Below are 16,720 nucleotides of genomic sequence, written 5' to 3' on the forward strand. Positions count from 1 at the left end.
TGGTCGTGGGGGATGACAAGATCATAAAGGGCGGCATAAGGACTGGGTTTCATGGACGGTCTGTCTGGCATCATGGTTATCCCTCCTTGAAGTTAGAACCAGTATACAACAAAAAAAGCACCAAATTTCTAAAATCAGAAATTCGATGCTTTTTCTTAGGGTTTTTCAGTGGCCTCCTAAAGAGAGGGCCAGCCTTTTCATTTCCAAAACAGCGTTGCAGCGCCAAATATGATACACTAGAGGCATTCAAAAGAAGGTGGAATCTACATGACTTTTATAAACGAACTTAATCCAATATGGCAAGAAAAATGGAAGAAAGCAGGGTTTGAAACGCCGATGCCGATCCAGGAACGAATGATTCCGGAAATGTTGGCCGGCAATGACATCGTTGCAGAATCTCCGACAGGATCCGGCAAAACACTTGCTTACGTTTTGCCGATTCTGCAGCGCGTGAATCCTGAAAAATCATCAACACAAGCGATGATCATTGCTCCTTCCCAAGAGCTCTCGATGCAAATCGTCAACGTGCTGCGGGAATGGACAGAAGGTACGGATGTAACCGTTACTCAATTGATTGGCGGAGCGAATATGCAGCGCCAGCTTGAAAAACTAAAGAAGAAGCCGACCATTGTAGTCGGAACACCAGGGAGATTGAACGAACTGGTAAAAAGCAAAAAATTGAAAATGCACGAAATACGCATGCTGGTTTTAGATGAAGGCGACCAATTGATGGCGCGTGAACACCGCAATACGATGAAAGATTTAATTGAAAAAACACAGCACGACCGCCAATTGGTATTGGTGTCGGCGACGATTACTGAAGAAGTTGAATTAGTGGCAGAACGTCTGATGACCCACCCGACCCGCTTGCAGGTGTCGGCTGAAGATTTGCCGATGCTCGGCAAAGTGACGCATTCTTTCATCAAAGTGGATGAACGGGATAAAACCGAGATGCTTCGCAAGATTTCCAATATAGAAGGCGTGAAAGCTTTAGCGTTTGTCAATAACTTGGACCAGTTGCTTATGAAGGAAAACAAGTTGAAGTTCCGAGATGCAAAAATTGTGGCGCTGCATTCTGAAATGAAAAAAGATGAGCGTAAAAAAGCGCTGGATTCATTCCGTAAAGGCGAAGTATCTGTACTAATAGCGACGGAAGTGGCGGCCCGTGGATTGGACATTGATCAAGTGACGCATGTTATCCACGTCGATGTGCCGCAAACAGTCGAACAATACTTGCATCGTTCCGGTCGAACAGGAAGGGCGGGAGCTGATGGGGAAGTATTGACGCTTCTCGCTTATCCGGATGAGCGCCATTACAAAAAATTCACGAAAGAACTGCCTTCGAAACCAGTGCAAAAAGTATTGCATGGGGGCAAGTTGATTGAAGGCTCAAGCAAAACAGTTTCCACAAAGGGGAAATAACCATGACATTTGAAGAGAAATTAGAGCAGTACGCTGAACTGGCTGTTTCTGTTGGATTGAATGTACAAAAAGGCCAGCTCATCGTTATAAATACCACAACAGATACGATTGAATTTACACGCCAAGTTGTGAAAAAAGCCTATGAAGCCGGAGCAAAGACGGTTCAAGTCAACTACAGTGATCCCATCCAGACAAGAATCCATTATGAATTGGCACCGGATGAAGCGTTCCAGGAATATCCGAAGTGGTCAGTTGTTCAACGCGACGAAGTGATTGACAAGGGCGGTTCTTTTCTATGGATTGATGCAGAAGATCCGGATTTATTGACAGGCATTCCAGCCAAGCGGTTGACCGATTCGCAGAAGTCAGCCGGCAAAGCTTTAGAACGTTACCGGCAAGCTGTCGGATCTGATAAAGTAGCATGGTCGATCGTAGCGATTCCTTCCCGGAAATGGGCAAAAAAAGTATTCCCGGACCTTGAAGCTGAAGAAGGAATGCAAAAGCTCTGGGAAGCGATCTTTAAAACTGTTCGCATCGGCGAAGGGGATGCTGTCCAATTGTGGACAGAGCATATTGCAGCGCTGGAGACACGTGCTTCCCAATTGAACGAAAAAAAATATGCCAAGTTGCATTATCAAGCTCCTGGCACAGATTTGACCATTACACTTCCGGAAAAGCACAAATGGCTTACCGGGGCGGCCCGAACGCCTCAAGGCAATGCTTTTATCGCCAATATGCCGACCGAAGAAGTCTATACGGTTCCAGCCAAATATGGAGTGGAAGGGCAAGTCCGCAATACCAAGCCGCTCGTTTATCAAGGAAATATCATTGATGGGTTTTCATTGGAGTTCGAAAAGGGAAAAATTGTCAACGCGAAAGCGGAGACGGGACAGGAATTACTTAATGAAATGATCAATGCAGATACCGGCGCCGCTTATTTAGGAGAAGTGGCTTTGGTGCCGCATCATTCGCCGATTTCAGATTCCAATATTTTATTCTTTAATACGTTATTTGACGAAAATGCTTCCAATCATCTAGCAATCGGCGATTCGTATCCAACATGCTATGAAGGTGCCCGTGATTTGGAACGCGCGCAATTGGAATCGATCGGTTTGAACACGTCCATCGTCCATGAAGATTTCATGATTGGCAGTGAAAACATGGACATTGATGGTGTTTTTGAAGATGGTTCAAGAGAACCGATTTTCCGGAACGGAAATTGGGCTTTTTAAGAGGTGATTGCATTGAAAAGAATAGTTGTAGCAGCACTACTGGCATTGGTATTCTCAAGTTCTTCTTTTTCTGCACATGCGGCAATAAAAGTGCCGGCTATTTATGTAGCGCTAGGTGATTCTCTTGCCGCAGGACAGACGCCGGATTCGAAAATTGATACAGGATACGCAGACTTGATTGCTCAAGAGCTATCTCGGCATCAGCCTGTCGCTTTTTACACAAAGCAATTGGCGTTTCCTGGCTTTACGACAAGGGATGTATTGGAACGGATCCAATCAGAGCAAGCGAAAGAAGCTTTGGCGTCTGCAAATATCATTACGCTGTCTGCAGGAGCCAATGATTTGTTGCGCCTAGTCCAATCAAATCCAGAAGAAGGGTCGCTCGCATTTCAGCAGATTCAGGCTGACTTTGCATTGAATGAAGCCCGAATCAACATGGAAGCCATTCTGTCGGAACTGGAAAAAAGGGCCCCAAATGCTGATGTCTATGTGATGGGTTATTATTTTGCATATCCGCATGTACGGGAAAACCAAAAAGAAGGAACAGCAGAACAGCTTGACCGGCTCAATGAGATTTTAAAAAACAGCGCTACAAAAGCGGGAGCCACATTTGTTTCTGTCGATAAGAAGTTTGGCAAAAATGGGACGGATAAAGTTCCAAACCCGAGTGATGTTCATCCGAATTTACTAGGGTACCAAGCAATGGCAAATGCTTTTTTCGAGCAATACCAGAAAGGCTGGAAAATAGAGGAGTGGGAATTGCCAGAACCAAATCCACTGACATTTGAGGAAATCAGAGCACAACAGGAAGCACAACAGGAAGCACGACCGGCTTCAGAGGAAAGAACTGCTGCTCGCCCATCTGATCAACTGAAAATGAATTACTTGGCTCTGCGTAAACCGCTGCCATATTTATAACAAACAAAAAGCCGTTCCGAAGTATTCGGAACGGCTTTTAAGCATTTAGCGCTTGCGTGGTTCTGGCTTATATTGTGGTGTGTTTTGAGCGCTGCCTGCTTTTCGCTTGTTCATGGCTTTACGGATAATCGGGTAAGCGATTGGTCCATATTTAATGGCAGTTTTTACGATACGGCCTATTCCCATCATCATCTCTCCATTCATAGTAAAGGTATTATACAAGTTCCCTAAAAAGGGAAACCGCAAACCTTAATCTTCAAGAAAGAGCATGCAACAGCAAAATGGCTTTATAGTCGTACAGGCCAGAAATTACTATATATTCTTCGTCCCCATGCCAGTCACTGCCAGCTGGACCGAATTCGATGGCGCCTTCGCCGCCCATAGTAGGCGCGTAATAACGGGTATCTGCAGCACCATGCTGGCCAAAAAGAACAGGTTCTGAGTCTGTCGTTTGTCGTATGGCCTGCTGCAGTGACTGGATATATGGATGTTCGGCTTTAGTTATTAACGCCGGAGTGGAGGAATCTGCTTTATAGGTCATGTCCAATTCGAGTGTATCAGCAAGATCCTTCATTTGTTGGATAATCTCTTTCGGCTCTTGTCCAGGCAAAAAGCGAATATCGTAAGACATATTGCAACGATCCGGTACAACATTATAACGGTCGCCGGCGTTGATAATTGCAAGATTAACCGATGGGTGGGCAAAATAAGGAGTCGCTTCCTGCTGGAAAGGCAAATCCGCCACTTTCCTATGGAAAGCCATTGCACATTCAATTGCGTTGAGCCCTTCCCATGGACGGCTGCCATGGGCGGGTTTGCCTTTGAACATCAAGTCCATATGCAGAACGCCTTTTGATTGAAGCCCCACTTTTAAACCCGTTGGTTCCCCACAAATGACAAAGTCACCGGTGAATCCCTGACTGACCAGCCACTCAGAGGTGTTATGGCCGCCGGTTTCTTCGTCCGTTACAATGTGCAATTGAACAACACGGCTCAAAGCTTCAGCGTCAAGTTCTACAAACGCTGTCATCATAGCCGCAACCCCAGCTTTCATGTCGGCAGAACCACGGCCATAGATCCGGCCATTTTTTTCAACAGGATCAAACTGGTTATCGTACCCGGGCACAACGTCGACATGGCCATTCCAAACAATCGTTTCGTTTCCTTGTCCCTTCACAGCTGTCAGCATTAAATAACCGTTATTTTTGTGAATTGCAGTTTCCTGGCCATGAGATTTAAGCCAGTCAGCGCAGAATAGAAGCGCTTTATTTGCGCCTGACTGGTTATCGCTTTTAATTTTGATCAATTCCTTTAAAAGTTCGATCATCCTAGGGCAGCCAAATCAATCGGCTGCCTTCACCTCCTTGGCTTATTTGCAAACTGTCTTGTTGCTTTCGCTCCATTGCTTAGGTACAATGTTAATGTTACCTAATTTAATGTATACACCACAAGGGGAGCTTTTGCTGAGAGTGAACAAATTTGTTCTTACCCTTCGAACCTGTAAGTTAATGCTTGCGCAGGGATGTGGATGGAAACCTGCCCTTACGCGGCGTCAGGCTCTATCCTGACGCCGCTTTTATATGGAAAAAAGGTTTTATTCTGCTGTCCCTTCTGGTGTTGTGCAAAACACATAAGGAGGAAATTATGAGAAATAAACGCGTTTTGTTGATGATGGAGATTGCGATTTTCGGAGCTCTAGGATTTGTATTAGATTTTGTAGCCTTTAAAATGCCGCAAGGAGGATCTGTCAGCTTGGTGATGATTCCCATCGTCTTAATGGCCTTTAGAAGAGGCGTACTGGCAGGCGTATTGACGGGCTTATTAGTTGGCTTGTTGCAAATTGTTACCGGGACCATCTCAGTGACCCCTTTGTCCTTCGGATTTGTCGTCTTGCAGGTAATTTTGGATTATCTGGTTGCTTACTCTGTGGTCGGTTTAGCGGGAATTACGCGGAGAAATTACCTGGATGGCCATAGAAACGGAAGAACAGGGAAAATGGTCACAGCCATTATTGCGGGCGTTTTGTTTGCTTCATTATTGCGCTATGTGGTCCATGTAATCACTGGCGTCTTATTCTTTGGCATGTATGCAGAAGGCAATGTTTTAATCTATTCAGCCATCTATAACGCTACGTACATGATTCCAGTTTTCTTGCTTGCGGCAGCGGTTTGTTCGGCACTATTTGCAGCTGCTCCAAAACTGGTAGACAGCAAAGCGTAATTAAGAAAAGAGGACTATCATTAGGAGAGTCCTCTTTTCTTATGGTATAATTTTTGCTAGAAAAGTTGAAAGAAGGGTATTCGATGATTGCAACAACTGAGAAAGATATTGAAATGTTAAAAAAAGCCGGCCAAATGGTCGCTAAAATTCGGGAAGAAATGAAAGCTGCGACTAAACCCGGCATTACAACAAAAGAACTTGATGAGCTAGGCGGACGGCTATTCAAAGAACTTGGCGGCGTATCAGGGCCGAAATCAGAATATGATTTTCCCGGCTATACATGCATCAGCGTCAATGAAGAAGTTGCCCATGGCATGCCAGGGAAGCGGATCATTCAGGAAGGCGATGTCGTAAATATCGACGTTTCCGGTTCATACGGAGGCTATTTCTCAGACACAGGCATTTCTTTTGTAGTGGGGGATGGGCATCCTGAAAAAGAAAAACTTTGTGAAGTGGCTCTTTCTTCTTTTGAACGCGCAATGACGAAAGTCAAAGCAGGTGCAAAACTGAATCAAATCGGTAAAGCAGTTGAACGCGAAGCGAAAGACCATGGGTTATTCGTTATCAAAAATTTGACTGGCCATGGCATCGGGAAATCTCTTCATGAAGCACCACAACATGTCTTGAATTATTACGATGCTTGGGAGACAACTATTTTAAAAGAGGGTATGGTTCTTGCCGTAGAACCGTTCATTTCGCAAAAAGCCGAGCATATCATTGAGTCGGGAGACGGCTGGACGTTCATTACGCCAGATCAATCGCTCGTTGCTCAAATCGAACACACAGTCCTTGTAACAAAAGGCGAACCAATTCTTCTAACTAAATTAGATTGAACGTAAAAAGGCCCGCTTATGCGGGCCTTTTCTTAATGAGCAAGATGCCGGTTGCAATGACGCCGCTTAAAAACAAAGAAGCGGTGGTTACGAGCAGTTCATTAGTGCCATTTTTTACAGCAATACCGATGAATGCCCAGATGAACACGAGGGCAAGCGCAATATCAAAATGATGGAAACGGATATGAAGAGCAATGGCAGTTGCGACTGTCAACATAATGACGGTCCACAATTGATCACTGAGACCCCAACCGCTCCAGTTATAGTAAGTGAGAACATAATTAATATTTGTAATGGTTGCAACGATGAGCCATCCAAGGTTGACGGAAACCGGCATTCTTTCTGTCACTTTTCGCTCAGTATTGTCGTATTGCAGGTAAAGCCCAATAATTGACAAAAGATAAGCTGCCATCGCAACGATGGACCAACTGAAAAATTCATAATGCCATAAAAATAACCATACGATATTCAATACGGCACTCAGCGTAAAATACAATAGGATTTTAATAGAGGGAGTTTCACCGTTTTTTACGCGAATCCACCAACCAACAATCCAAATGGCGAACAATATGTAGATGACGGACCAGATAGAAAATACATAACCAGCCGGTGTGATCAATACAGGCAGCCGATTAGAAATTTCGCCAGTCGTTTGTCCGTTGATCGGCAGAATGTTTGCTAAAGCGTTAAAAATAACAATGCTCAAAAAAGCAATAGTCATCACTAGTATTCGAACCATTAAATATCCCTCCTTGTATTCAGTATACCTGTCCCTATTCGGTTCAACAAATACCAAATACCTACAGAATCCATAATAATAGTAAAATAGAAATTTCTGCAAAGTTTTTCTACTGCTATCTTATTTCGGAAAGCGGATTTTATTCCGCCTAATCTCCAATAATGATATACTTATAAGTGTTTTTAGAAAATTAAGTTTAGTAGGAGGAAAGACAATGACAGTTAAATTTTCCGAAGTATGGGATTTGGATGTACTGTTTCCGGGAGGAAGCAACTCCAAAGAACTGAGATTACATATGGACAACGCCGAACCTAAATTGAATGAGTTTGAAGCGTTGGCACGCGGCTTCAAAGTGCCGGCATCAAAAGAAGATGCCCAGCAGGTAGCTCGCTTGCTTCAAGAAGTAAAAAACATGATGCTTCATTTGCATCAATCCGATGCGTTCATCGGCTGTTTGATGGCGCAAGATACGGAAGATAAAAAAGCGGCGCTGCTGCAAAGCGAAGCATCATCTATGGGAGCGCGTTTTCAATCAGCAGTTCAAAAAGTCCAGCAGGATTTGGCTAAGACAGAAGACGGCATATGGGCAAGTTTGCTGGAAGATGGAGTGCTTCGTGAATTTAGCTTCCTGTTGAACGAATGGCGTGAAGAAGCGAAAATGCAGCTGTCTGAAAAAGAAGAAAGCCTCATCACAGTATTGAGCGTGGACGGTTACCATAGCTGGAGCCAATTGTACGATATGCTCGTTGGAGAAATCAAAATTACGATGACTGTAGATGGCGAAGAAAGAACTTTGTCAGTCGGCCAAGCGGACAATTTAAGCTCACATAAGGAAGCAGCGGTACGACAGGAATCCTATGAAAAATTGGAAGCGGCATGGACGGAAAAAGAAGAATTCTTCGCTAAAACATTGAATTCAATCGCCGGTTTCCGCTTAGCAACATATAAAAAGCGTGGATGGGAAAATCCGTTGCAAGAGCCGCTTCATATCAACCGCATGAAAGAAGAAACGCTAAATGCCATGTGGGGGGCCATCAGCAAGAACAAACAGCCTTTTGTTGATTACTTAAACAAAAAAGGAGAACTGCTTGGAAAAGACGGCCTTGATTGGTATGACGTTGATGCACCTGTAACAGAAAGCACACAGCAATTTTCTTATCAAGAAGGTGCTGAATTCATTTTAAAACATTTTAAAAAATTCGGTCCGGAACTTGCGGAATTTGCAGAGCAGGCTTTTGAAAAGGGGTGGATTGAAGCGGAAGATCGCCCGAATAAACGTCCAGGCGGTTTTTGCACAGGACTGCCTTTGACAGAAGAATCCCGTATCTTCATGACTTACAGCGGATCGATGTCAAATGTAGCAACGCTTGCGCATGAATTAGGACATGCTTTTCATACCTATGCCTTGCGCCCGGTCCATTCATTGAACCGTTCTTATGCGATGAATGTGGCGGAAACGGCTTCTACATTTGCAGAAATGATTGTAGCGGATGCTTCGGTGAAGAACGCCGAAACAAAAGAAGAGAAGATTGCGTTGCTCGAAGATAAAGTGCAAAGAAGTGTGGCATTTTTCATGAACATCCATTCCCGGTTCTTGTTTGAAACCCGGTTTTACGAAGAACGCAAAAAAGGTGTTGTTTCAGCTGGGCGTTTGAGCGAATTGATGGAAGAAGCGCAGCAAGAAGGTTTTGCAGGAGGACTTAGCTCTTCACATCCTCATTTCTGGGCTTCAAAGTTGCATTTCTATATTACAGATGTTCCGTTCTACAACTTCCCATATACATTCGGCTACCTGTTCTCTTTGAGCATCTACGCAAAAGCGCTTGAAGAAGGCACCGGATTTGAAGAAAAGTACATGGCTCTTCTGCGCGATACAGCCATCATGACAGCTGAAGACTTGGCGATGAAGCATTTGGGCGAAGACATCACACAAGAAGCGTTCTGGGAAAAAGGAATTGCTTTGTGTGTGAAAGACGCAGAAGAATTCATCGCATTAACGTCTTCTGTAGAATGATATGAATTTCTTATTTAATGGCCGTACATGTTATCTCCGAGCTTTGGCTGTAGAAGATGCAAATGAGATGGTACAGTTGCTCCTTCGCAACCGGGATTACTGGGCCATCTATGAACCGCGCCATCGGGACAGTTATTTTACAATTGCAGTCCAACGGGAAAAGATAAGAGAAGCTATTTACCAGGCGCGGGAAAACAGGGAGTATAGTTTTGGTATATTTGAACATGGCTCCAACCGCTTGATTGGCCATATCTCGATGTACGGCATCAAACGGCTGCCTTTTTTAAGCGGACTTGTCGGTTATTCGATTGATGAAGCCTATATTGGAAGAGGGATTGCGACAGAGGCTGTTCGGCTAATCGTCACCTTTGGATTTGAACAATTGCGGCTGCACCGGCTGGAAGCCTATGTTTCTCCTCGCAATCTAGGTTCGATTCGGGTGCTGCAAAAATCCGGATTCCAAAATGAAGGGCTTTTGCGGGAATTCCTGCACATCAATGGCATATGGGAAGATCATTTTCACTTTGCGCTGTTAGAAAGCGAATTTTGAAAGGGCAAGGCCGCCTATAAAAGATGGTGGAAAGAAATAAGAAGATGGTTATTCGAATAGGGGACAAAGTGAAAGAAGGTGCAGAATGAACAAAGATAAACTTTTTTCATATCATAAATGGGCCACTTTAGCATGTCTGGACCACATTCAACCCATTGAAGAAGAGATTTACGTACGTGAAGGCGGAAATTCATTTTCAACCATCCAAAAAACAATAGAACATACTATTGGAGTTGAACGGCTTTGGTTTTTAAGGATGCATGGCATCGAACAGCCAGCTTTTGAACGCTTAGACGTCTCGACGGTTGAAAAGGCGAAAGAATCATTCATGCTGCTGCATGCCGAAATGGAATTGTATTTTGCTTCCATTACGGATGAGCAATGGCAAGAGCCGTTAAAGTTCAAGAATACACGGGGCGATGAGTGTGAAAACACACGTGAAGATATGCTGTTCTCATTTATCAATCATGCTTCGTACCATAGAGGGCAAATCACATCGCTTCTGCGCCAGTTTGGCAAAGAAGGAACATTGCTCGAATATTATTATTATGTACAAAAAAACCGCTGAGAAATTCTCAGCGGTTTTCATTTCCATTGACAACAAGATCCAGTTTGCCGGTTTTCGGATCGATTACTAAGCCATGAACCGGAACGGAAGGAATCATCAAAGGATGATTTTTGACCATATCGACACTATGGCGAACGCTGTCAGTAACATTGTCAAATCCTCTTAGCCACTGTTCCAAATCGACTCCCGAGTATTTCACCATCTCGATTGTTTTCTCATCAACTCCTCGTGCTTTCATCTTTTCGAGGACCGCATCCGGCTCAATTGCAGCCATACCGCAGTCATGATGGCCAATTATGTAAATTTCATCTGCTCCCAACGCATAGACAGCGACAAACAAGCTGCGCATGATACCGCCGAACGGATGATTGATGACAGCCCCCGCACTTTTCACGATTTTTACGTCACCGTTTTTCAAGTTCATTGCTTTTGGCAACAATTCAAAGAGACGGGTGTCCATGCACGTTAAAATAACGATTTTCTTATCCGGAAATTTAGTTGTGATAAACTGTTCGTATTTCTTGTCCTCAACAAACCCTTCATTATACTCCAAAATTTCGTTCAACATTGACATGGCAATTCCTCCTTAGCTATTTCTCTTTCATATTTTAATCTAAATTTTAGAAAAAGACGAATAAAGCGTAAAAAAAATCCGGAAGCTGTGGGCTTCCGGATTTCTGTTATTTTGAAATTCGTTCAAGTTTATTCATCATCACAAGAGAGCGTCCTGTACCGATGGCCACAGATTCAAGCGGCTGCGGAGCGGTATGGACAGGAACGGAAATCTCTTCCGATAACCATTGCTGCATTCCTTTTAATAGGGCGCCGCCGCCTGAGATGACGACACCTTGGTCAACAATGTCCCCTGATAGTTCAGCTGGGCAATTTTCAAGAGTTGCGCGGATACATTCCAGAATTGCTAACAATGGTTCTTTTAATGTTTCTTGGATTTCAGTAGATGTCAGCGAAACAACTTTCGGCAAGCCTGTCATAACATCCCGGCCACGGATCTCCAATGTTTCCGCTTTATGGGGAATAAGAGCATAGCCGATTTCTTTTTTGATTTTTTCAGCAGTAGGTTCGCCGATTAACACGTTGTAATGTTTGCGAACATATTGAATGATGTCTTCATCCATTCGATCTCCTGCTACTTTTACTGTGTTGGACGATACCACACCGCCGAAAGAGATGATGCCAACTTCCGTCGTACCTCCACCGATATCGACAATAACGCTGGCGATAGGTTCACTTACCGGTAAATCGGCGCCGATTGCAGCTGCCACCGGTTCTTCGATCAAGTGAACATTTTTTGCGCCGCTTTGTTTGGCGGCATCGTGAATGGCCCGGCGTTCTACAGAAGTTGCTCCACAAGGAGTGCAGATCATAACATTCGGTTTACGGAATGCACCACCCATGATTTTTGCCGTTTTTTGCATAACGATTTTTAAGAGGTCGGTGGTTACTTCGAAATCGGCAATAACGCCGTCTTTAAGCGGACGGACAACACGGATGTGGCTTGGTGTTTTGCCCATCATCGCTTTTGCATCTTCGCCTATTGCCAGCACTTTATTTGTTTTTGTATCTAATGCAACAACTGAAGGCTCGTTTAAAATGATGCCTTTCGCTTTGGTGTATACTAAAATATTTGCGGTTCCTAAGTCAATACCAATATCTGTTGAAGAAAACATGCACAAACTCCTCCTATTATAAAACAAGTTCCTTTCGCATTTTACCACGAAAAAAACTAGTGAAAGAGAGAGGGGAGTTTTTTGTAACATTAAGAAGGACTAAAGGTAATTTTATGGCGCGTTAAATAGTTCTATATGTATGTTTTGTAATCATTTTGACATCTAATTGTATTATTCTTGTTAAGTATATGTCATTTGAAATAAAAAAAGAGGGCGTTAAGAACGCTCCTCTTCAAAATCTCGATATATTTTCGCTGGTATCGGATCAACATGTTCCGCATCGTGTGAATGCAGTTCTTTTCCAAGAAAATGCATAAGTGTTACGAAAAATAGGCCGATAACGACCATAAATCCAAGGGTGACTGCAATACCGTAAATCATATAGGACAACTCCTCTCCTGTTTATAATCATCAATAGACATTATACCGAAAAATCAACAGAAAATTAAGTGTCGATTTTCAGAACCTTAAAAAGCCCAATTGCCGTCTCTGAAAATCGGTTCACGCGTCCCGTCTTCCAATATGCCATCAATATCCATTTTATCAGAGCCGACCATAAAATCGACATGTGTAATGCTTTGGTTCAACCCGTGTTTTTCCAGCTCTTCAGTGGACATCGTTTTGCCGCCTTCGAGGCAGAATGCATAAGCGCTGCCAATGGCAAAATGGTTGGATGCGTTTTCGTCGAACAGAGTATTGTAAAATAAAATATTTGAAGCGGAAATTGGTGACTGATGCGGTACAAGCGCAACTTCGCCTAAGAAGTGTGAGCCTTCGTCCGAAGCCACCAGCTGTTTTAAAACTTCTTCTCCTTGAGCAGCTGTTACGTCCGTGATTCGGCCGTTCTCGAAAGTAATTTTAAACTCATCAATAATATTACCGCCATAGCTAAGGGGCTTTGTACTGGATACATACCCATTCACGCCTGTTTTATGCGGTACTGTGAAAACTTCCTCAGTCGGCATATTGGCCATGAATGCAGCGCCTTTTTCGTTCACCGAACCGGCACCGCACCAAAGATGGCCATCAGGAAGAGCAACTTCCAAATCGGTATTTGGAGATGTATAGTGCAATTTTTTATATTTCTTACTGTTTAGATAATCAACTTTAGTATGAAGTGTTTTGTCATGGGCAAGCCATGCTTCAACCGGTTCATCAAGATCTGCGCGTACTGCTTTGAAAATCGCTTCCCATAGCGCTTCAATTTGCGCTTCTTCGGCAAGGTCCGGAAAAACTTTTGCCGCCCATGCTTTGGAAGGAGCCGCAATCACAGACCAGCTCACCTTGTCCGATTGTACCATTTGGCGGTATTTGCTTAAAGCCGTTCCGGCCGCTTTTTGGGCAGCGGAAATTCGTTTCGAGTCAATGCCTTTCAGAAGGTCAGGGCTTTGAGAAACGATGCTGAGAAACGCCGCACCTTGTTCTGCCAACTGCTCACGCTCTTGGACTTTCCAAGCAGGAAACTCTGAAAACGATTCTTCGGGAGCCAATTCAAAACGCAATCGGCTTGTTTCATCATCGTTCCAATCAATATGTACCTGTTTTGAACCGTATTCATATGCTTTTTTCGCAATCAAACGTACTAGCGGGGCTGCTTCAATAGCTGCCGCGATATAAAGCGGTTGGCCAGGTTGAATGTTAACTCCAACAGTTACAACTAATTCAGCATATCGAGATAATTTATCATTAAAAGACGTCAATTAAATCTCTCCTCTCATCTTTTTCATAGTAGCAATATTCAATCACCCTTCGCAATGTATATTCGCCCATTTAGCAAAAAAAAGTCATAGGAGCCTCTTTTATTCGGCAAAACAAGATTGCAGCTGCAAATCCCTCTATGATTCCGCTCTATAAAATGTTTCCCAGGACTTTAAATACGGGTACAGAAAAAGAAGGGGATGAGAAGCATGAAAACAGATGTATTCATCAGCGGCGGCGGCATTGGCGGCTTGACGCTTGCACTCAAACTGGTGCAACGGGGAGTGAAAGTCGTCCTTGCAGAACGGCAGATTAAAGCTCCTGCCACATATAAAGGAGAATTGCTGCAGCCGAAAAGCATGAAGATTTTTGATGATCTGGGCTTGTTTGAAAAAGTCCATGCACGTGCCAATGAAATCAAAGTATTGGATATGCTCGAGTTGTCGAGTTCATTGAAAGTGCTTGACCAGTCTTTTATGGATTATAGTGTCCTTCCTGGTAAATACAGTGCCTCGTATATGATGCCACACGAAGAACTGAAGGGTTTGATGCTTCAGCTCGCCTCTACCTATCAACATTTTCATTATTTGAGTGGAAGTATATGCAAGGGCTTTACAAAACAGGCAGCATTGCTGCAAAGGGGAAAAGAACAGTTTGAAGTGGAGGCAGACTATTTTTTCGGTGCGGAAGGACGTTCTTCCATAACTCGAAAAGAAATGGGGATTGAAGTCAAACAAACTACTTATAATCACCATTTTCTGACTGTCACATTTCCACGGGATGAAAAATTTACAGACGGACAAATCGTCTCTACATACAATCGTTTTTTAGGTTTGTTTCCATTGCCAGATGGAAAAGTGAGAAGCGTGTATTTGATTCCTCAAGGGGATTACAAGCAGTTAAAAGAAAAACCGATTAGCCACTTCCATAAACTTTACACGGATTTAGCGCCAGTTGTAGATGGGTATGTACAAAAGTTGACGGACTGGAAAGAAATCCAGTTAATGATACCGGTCATGTTCCATGCACCTTCCTATGTGAAAGAAAATAAGGCGATCATTGGCGATGCTGCCCATGCCGTACACCCGATGGCGGGTGAAGGAATGAATATGGCCATTCAAGATGCCGATATATTAGGTGAATTGACAGCAGATATGCTTGAAAGCGGAAAAACCGATCCGGCTAATCTAACGTGGTACGAAAAGGTTCGTTATAGACGGGCTGATCATGTGCTGCAGCTAAGCCATTTGGCAGCCTTGGCTTATTCGTTCCCGTTCAAGCCGGTCAGTTTTATCAGAAAAAGAACATTTGAACGAATGGAAGAAGATCCGATTCTCCACTTTAAGCAGATGCTGAATGTTTCAGGTCTTGGCATGTGGAAAGAAAATTTTCATGACCGGTTCATTCAAGGGGGTCTTATGCCGATCCGGTCGAAGAATTTGCCGACGGACCTGAAAGAATTGAAATACTTTACAAGAGAAGATGATTACCCATGGAAAGTGGAGGGACTTTTATGATAGATGTAATGAAAATGCTGAAAGCACGAATGTATATGAAACGGAACGAACCTTTTTTATATAGTTGGCATGCCTATGTCGGCTATGAGCTGGACTTGTTTAAAGCGTTTGAAAGGCCGGTTACGAAGTTCGATGTTGCAGATGCTTTGCAGCTTGATGAAGCCTTATTGGAGCAATGGGTGAGTGTCGGGGTTTCTATAGGGCATTTGAAAGAAGCCGGCAGAAACCGCTACAAAACATGGAACACGTGGAAGCTGCCGAAGCCGAAAGGCCAAAACTCATCTGGTGTATTATTGAAAGAAATGATGGAATTGCATATCCCGACACTTCTCAGCTATCCTGAAATGATGCGGGAAGGGAAACGCCGCCATTTTGACGAGGAAAAACACGCGCCTACTGTTGCAGAGACCAGCCGTTTGCTTGAAGTTTTGGCCATGCCAAAAATGGCAAAACAATTAAAAGAGAAAAAAGGCGGAAACGTTCTTGATATCGGATGTGGTGAAGCTGGCTATATTAAAAAATTAGCTGAACGTTTTCCAAGCACTCAATTTACAGGAATAGAAATAAGTCCAACAGTCACTGAAACCGCAAAAAAATTAACCGCTGGACTGAACAACATCAACATTGAAAATGCAGATTTATGGAAATATGCGCCAGAAACTCCCCAAGATTTGATTTTGATGAACAACGTTATCCATTATATTGATTTGGAAGACCGCCAAAAACTTTACCATCAACTGGCCAGCTGGTTGAATGAAGATGGAGTGTTATCGATTGTGACACCGATCGCGGGCAGCACCGACAGTCCGCCATTCGCCAATGTTTTTAACAGCTTTTTCTCTTCCTTCGACAATTTATATCGTTTGCCGACTACCGAAGAACTGACCGAATGGGGCGCAGAAGCAGGATTCACCATGATCGGCATCCACACGGTCATAAAAGAAGGCAGCTGGTACATTGTGCAATACCAGAAGGAAAGCTGAAAAAGCTGTCGCGCTGAAAATAAAAAAGTCCCGGAAGAATTATTCTTCCGGGACTTTTTTATTTTCGCAAGGAACCTAATTCAGAAGCAATGGCTTCCATTTCATTAGGGCTGAATGAGTCGCGTTTGGCGACCATTTCGTACAACTCACGCAAGTCTTCATACTGAGAAGCGTTGAAGTGCTCAGACTTCATGGCATCGACGTTGACCATGCGCAATTTTGTTTTTATTTCTTCAATCATGAAGGTGACATTTTCATTTGATGGTTTTGATAAATCCATGATAAGTCCCTGCCTTTCAATTAAGTAAGAACTTCACTGTTTCAAAAGACGATGGTAT

At 43.5% G+C, this 16,720-nt stretch carries 18 protein-coding genes and 1 riboswitch; of the genes, 10 read left to right on the plus strand and 8 right to left on the minus strand.

Annotated features, from left to right (window positions below; all coding sequences use genetic code 11):
* The first annotated feature begins 267 nt into the window (after positions 1-267).
* From B0H99_RS16350 to B0H99_RS16360, 3 genes are read left to right on the plus strand one after another with little or no spacing between them, the layout of a single operon-like run.
* On the plus strand, positions 268-1,422 hold the full coding sequence (locus B0H99_RS16350; RefSeq protein ID WP_106534757.1) for a DEAD/DEAH box helicase: 1,155 nt from the start codon (positions 268-270) through the stop codon (positions 1,420-1,422).
* Positions 1,423-1,424: 2 nt separating this feature from the next.
* Complete coding sequence (locus tag B0H99_RS16355) at positions 1,425-2,654, plus strand: aminopeptidase (RefSeq protein WP_106534758.1); 1,230 nt, start codon at positions 1,425-1,427, stop codon at positions 2,652-2,654.
* A gap of 3 nt (positions 2,655-2,657) precedes the next feature.
* On the plus strand, positions 2,658-3,572 hold the full coding sequence (locus tag B0H99_RS16360) for an SGNH/GDSL hydrolase family protein (protein ID WP_425440392.1): 915 nt from the start codon (positions 2,658-2,660) through the stop codon (positions 3,570-3,572).
* A 45-nt stretch (positions 3,573-3,617) separates the two neighbouring features.
* Here B0H99_RS16360 and B0H99_RS17890 read toward each other — a convergent pair whose 3' ends face one another.
* Both B0H99_RS17890 and B0H99_RS16365 read right to left on the minus strand, forming a co-directional pair.
* On the minus strand, positions 3,618-3,758 hold the full coding sequence (locus tag B0H99_RS17890) for a hypothetical protein (RefSeq protein WP_181313695.1): 141 nt from the start codon (positions 3,756-3,758) through the stop codon (positions 3,618-3,620).
* A gap of 70 nt (positions 3,759-3,828) precedes the next feature.
* Entirely contained in the window at positions 3,829-4,899 is a 1,071-nt protein-coding gene (locus B0H99_RS16365) for a M20 family metallopeptidase (protein WP_106534760.1), read from the minus strand.
* Between the two features lie 113 nt (positions 4,900-5,012).
* Positions 5,013-5,112: riboswitch (TPP riboswitch) on the plus strand.
* A gap of 104 nt (positions 5,113-5,216) precedes the next feature.
* Here B0H99_RS16365 and thiT point away from each other — a divergent pair.
* Positions 5,217-5,792, plus strand: coding sequence for an energy-coupled thiamine transporter ThiT (gene thiT / locus B0H99_RS16370; RefSeq protein ID WP_106534761.1), 576 nt, complete (start codon positions 5,217-5,219; stop codon positions 5,790-5,792).
* Positions 5,793-5,875: 83 nt separating this feature from the next.
* A complete protein-coding gene (gene map, locus B0H99_RS16375; protein WP_106534762.1) occupies positions 5,876-6,625 on the plus strand; it encodes a type I methionyl aminopeptidase in 750 nt (249 codons plus the stop codon).
* Between the two features lie 16 nt (positions 6,626-6,641).
* Here the strand turns inward: map and B0H99_RS16380 are convergent, their stop codons facing one another.
* Complete coding sequence (locus B0H99_RS16380) at positions 6,642-7,364, minus strand: tryptophan-rich sensory protein (RefSeq protein WP_106534763.1); 723 nt, start codon at positions 7,362-7,364, stop codon at positions 6,642-6,644.
* A 214-nt stretch (positions 7,365-7,578) separates the two neighbouring features.
* Here B0H99_RS16380 and B0H99_RS16385 point away from each other — a divergent pair, with 214 nt between their 5' ends.
* From B0H99_RS16385 to B0H99_RS16395, 3 genes are all read left to right on the plus strand, one after another.
* The gene (locus B0H99_RS16385; RefSeq protein ID WP_106534764.1) at positions 7,579-9,378 is read left to right on the plus strand and encodes a M3 family oligoendopeptidase; all 1,800 of its coding nucleotides are present in this window, start codon (positions 7,579-7,581) and stop codon (positions 9,376-9,378) included.
* A 1-nt stretch (position 9,379) separates the two neighbouring features.
* On the plus strand, positions 9,380-9,928 hold the full coding sequence (locus B0H99_RS16390; RefSeq protein ID WP_106534765.1) for a GNAT family N-acetyltransferase: 549 nt from the start codon (positions 9,380-9,382) through the stop codon (positions 9,926-9,928).
* Between the two features lie 85 nt (positions 9,929-10,013).
* Entirely contained in the window at positions 10,014-10,496 is a 483-nt protein-coding gene (locus tag B0H99_RS16395; protein ID WP_106534766.1) for a DinB family protein, read from the plus strand.
* Positions 10,497-10,503: 7 nt separating this feature from the next.
* Here the strand turns inward: B0H99_RS16395 and B0H99_RS16400 are convergent, their stop codons facing one another.
* The 4 genes from B0H99_RS16400 to B0H99_RS16410 form a co-directional block, all read right to left on the minus strand.
* Positions 10,504-11,070 (minus strand): beta-class carbonic anhydrase, encoded by a 567-nt coding sequence (locus B0H99_RS16400; RefSeq protein WP_106534767.1) that lies wholly within the window; start codon positions 11,068-11,070, stop codon positions 10,504-10,506.
* Between the two features lie 106 nt (positions 11,071-11,176).
* Positions 11,177-12,184 (minus strand): rod-share determining protein MreBH, encoded by a 1,008-nt coding sequence (gene mreBH, locus B0H99_RS16405; RefSeq protein ID WP_106534768.1) that lies wholly within the window; start codon positions 12,182-12,184, stop codon positions 11,177-11,179.
* Positions 12,185-12,400: 216 nt separating this feature from the next.
* A complete protein-coding gene (locus B0H99_RS17895) occupies positions 12,401-12,565 on the minus strand; it encodes a hypothetical protein (protein WP_181313696.1) in 165 nt (54 codons plus the stop codon).
* Between the two features lie 86 nt (positions 12,566-12,651).
* A complete protein-coding gene (locus tag B0H99_RS16410; protein ID WP_106534769.1) occupies positions 12,652-13,884 on the minus strand; it encodes an aminopeptidase in 1,233 nt (410 codons plus the stop codon).
* A gap of 207 nt (positions 13,885-14,091) precedes the next feature.
* Between B0H99_RS16410 and B0H99_RS16415 the strand changes: the two genes are divergently transcribed.
* Positions 14,092-15,399: an FAD-dependent oxidoreductase gene (locus B0H99_RS16415; protein ID WP_106534770.1), complete on the plus strand. Its 1,308-nt coding sequence runs from the start codon at positions 14,092-14,094 to the stop codon at positions 15,397-15,399.
* Positions 15,396-16,382, plus strand: a complete 987-nt coding sequence (locus B0H99_RS16420) for a class I SAM-dependent methyltransferase (protein WP_106534771.1) — start codon at positions 15,396-15,398, stop codon at positions 16,380-16,382. Before B0H99_RS16415 ends, B0H99_RS16420 begins: the two co-directional genes overlap by 4 nt.
* 58 nt (positions 16,383-16,440) lie before the next feature.
* On the opposite strand, the gene B0H99_RS16425 is transcribed toward B0H99_RS16420, so the two are convergent.
* Positions 16,441-16,662 carry a DUF1128 domain-containing protein gene (locus tag B0H99_RS16425; RefSeq protein ID WP_106534772.1) on the minus strand — a complete coding sequence of 74 codons (222 nt, stop codon included), beginning with the start codon at positions 16,660-16,662 and terminating at the stop codon, positions 16,441-16,443.
* Positions 16,663-16,720: the final 58 nt, after the last annotated feature.

Source organism: Planomicrobium soli (assembly GCF_003014655.1).
In the GTDB taxonomy this organism is placed as follows: domain Bacteria; phylum Bacillota; class Bacilli; order Bacillales_A; family Planococcaceae; genus Planococcus; species Planococcus soli_B.

Coding starts and splice junctions, on each gene's coding strand:
- mreBH (WP_106534768.1), bottom strand. CDS start 12,184: ATGTTTTCTTCAACAGATATTGGTATTGACTTAGGAACCGCAAATATT.
- B0H99_RS16425 (WP_106534772.1), bottom strand. CDS start 16,662: ATGGATTTATCAAAACCATCAAATGAAAATGTCACCTTCATGATTGAA.
- thiT (WP_106534761.1), top strand. CDS start 5,217: ATGAGAAATAAACGCGTTTTGTTGATGATGGAGATTGCGATTTTCGGA.
- B0H99_RS16380 (WP_106534763.1), bottom strand. CDS start 7,364: ATGGTTCGAATACTAGTGATGACTATTGCTTTTTTGAGCATTGTTATT.
- B0H99_RS16385 (WP_106534764.1), top strand. CDS start 7,579: ATGACAGTTAAATTTTCCGAAGTATGGGATTTGGATGTACTGTTTCCG.
- B0H99_RS16395 (WP_106534766.1), top strand. CDS start 10,014: ATGAACAAAGATAAACTTTTTTCATATCATAAATGGGCCACTTTAGCA.
- B0H99_RS17890 (WP_181313695.1), bottom strand. CDS start 3,758: ATGGGAATAGGCCGTATCGTAAAAACTGCCATTAAATATGGACCAATC.
- B0H99_RS16365 (WP_106534760.1), bottom strand. CDS start 4,899: ATGATCGAACTTTTAAAGGAATTGATCAAAATTAAAAGCGATAACCAG.
- B0H99_RS16420 (WP_106534771.1), top strand. CDS start 15,396: ATGATAGATGTAATGAAAATGCTGAAAGCACGAATGTATATGAAACGG.
- B0H99_RS16415 (WP_106534770.1), top strand. CDS start 14,092: ATGAAAACAGATGTATTCATCAGCGGCGGCGGCATTGGCGGCTTGACG.
- B0H99_RS16400 (WP_106534767.1), bottom strand. CDS start 11,070: ATGTCAATGTTGAACGAAATTTTGGAGTATAATGAAGGGTTTGTTGAG.
- B0H99_RS16355 (WP_106534758.1), top strand. CDS start 1,425: ATGACATTTGAAGAGAAATTAGAGCAGTACGCTGAACTGGCTGTTTCT.
- B0H99_RS17895 (WP_181313696.1), bottom strand. CDS start 12,565: ATGATTTACGGTATTGCAGTCACCCTTGGATTTATGGTCGTTATCGGC.
- map (WP_106534762.1), top strand. CDS start 5,876: ATGATTGCAACAACTGAGAAAGATATTGAAATGTTAAAAAAAGCCGGC.
- B0H99_RS16390 (WP_106534765.1), top strand. CDS start 9,380: ATGAATTTCTTATTTAATGGCCGTACATGTTATCTCCGAGCTTTGGCT.
- B0H99_RS16350 (WP_106534757.1), top strand. CDS start 268: ATGACTTTTATAAACGAACTTAATCCAATATGGCAAGAAAAATGGAAG.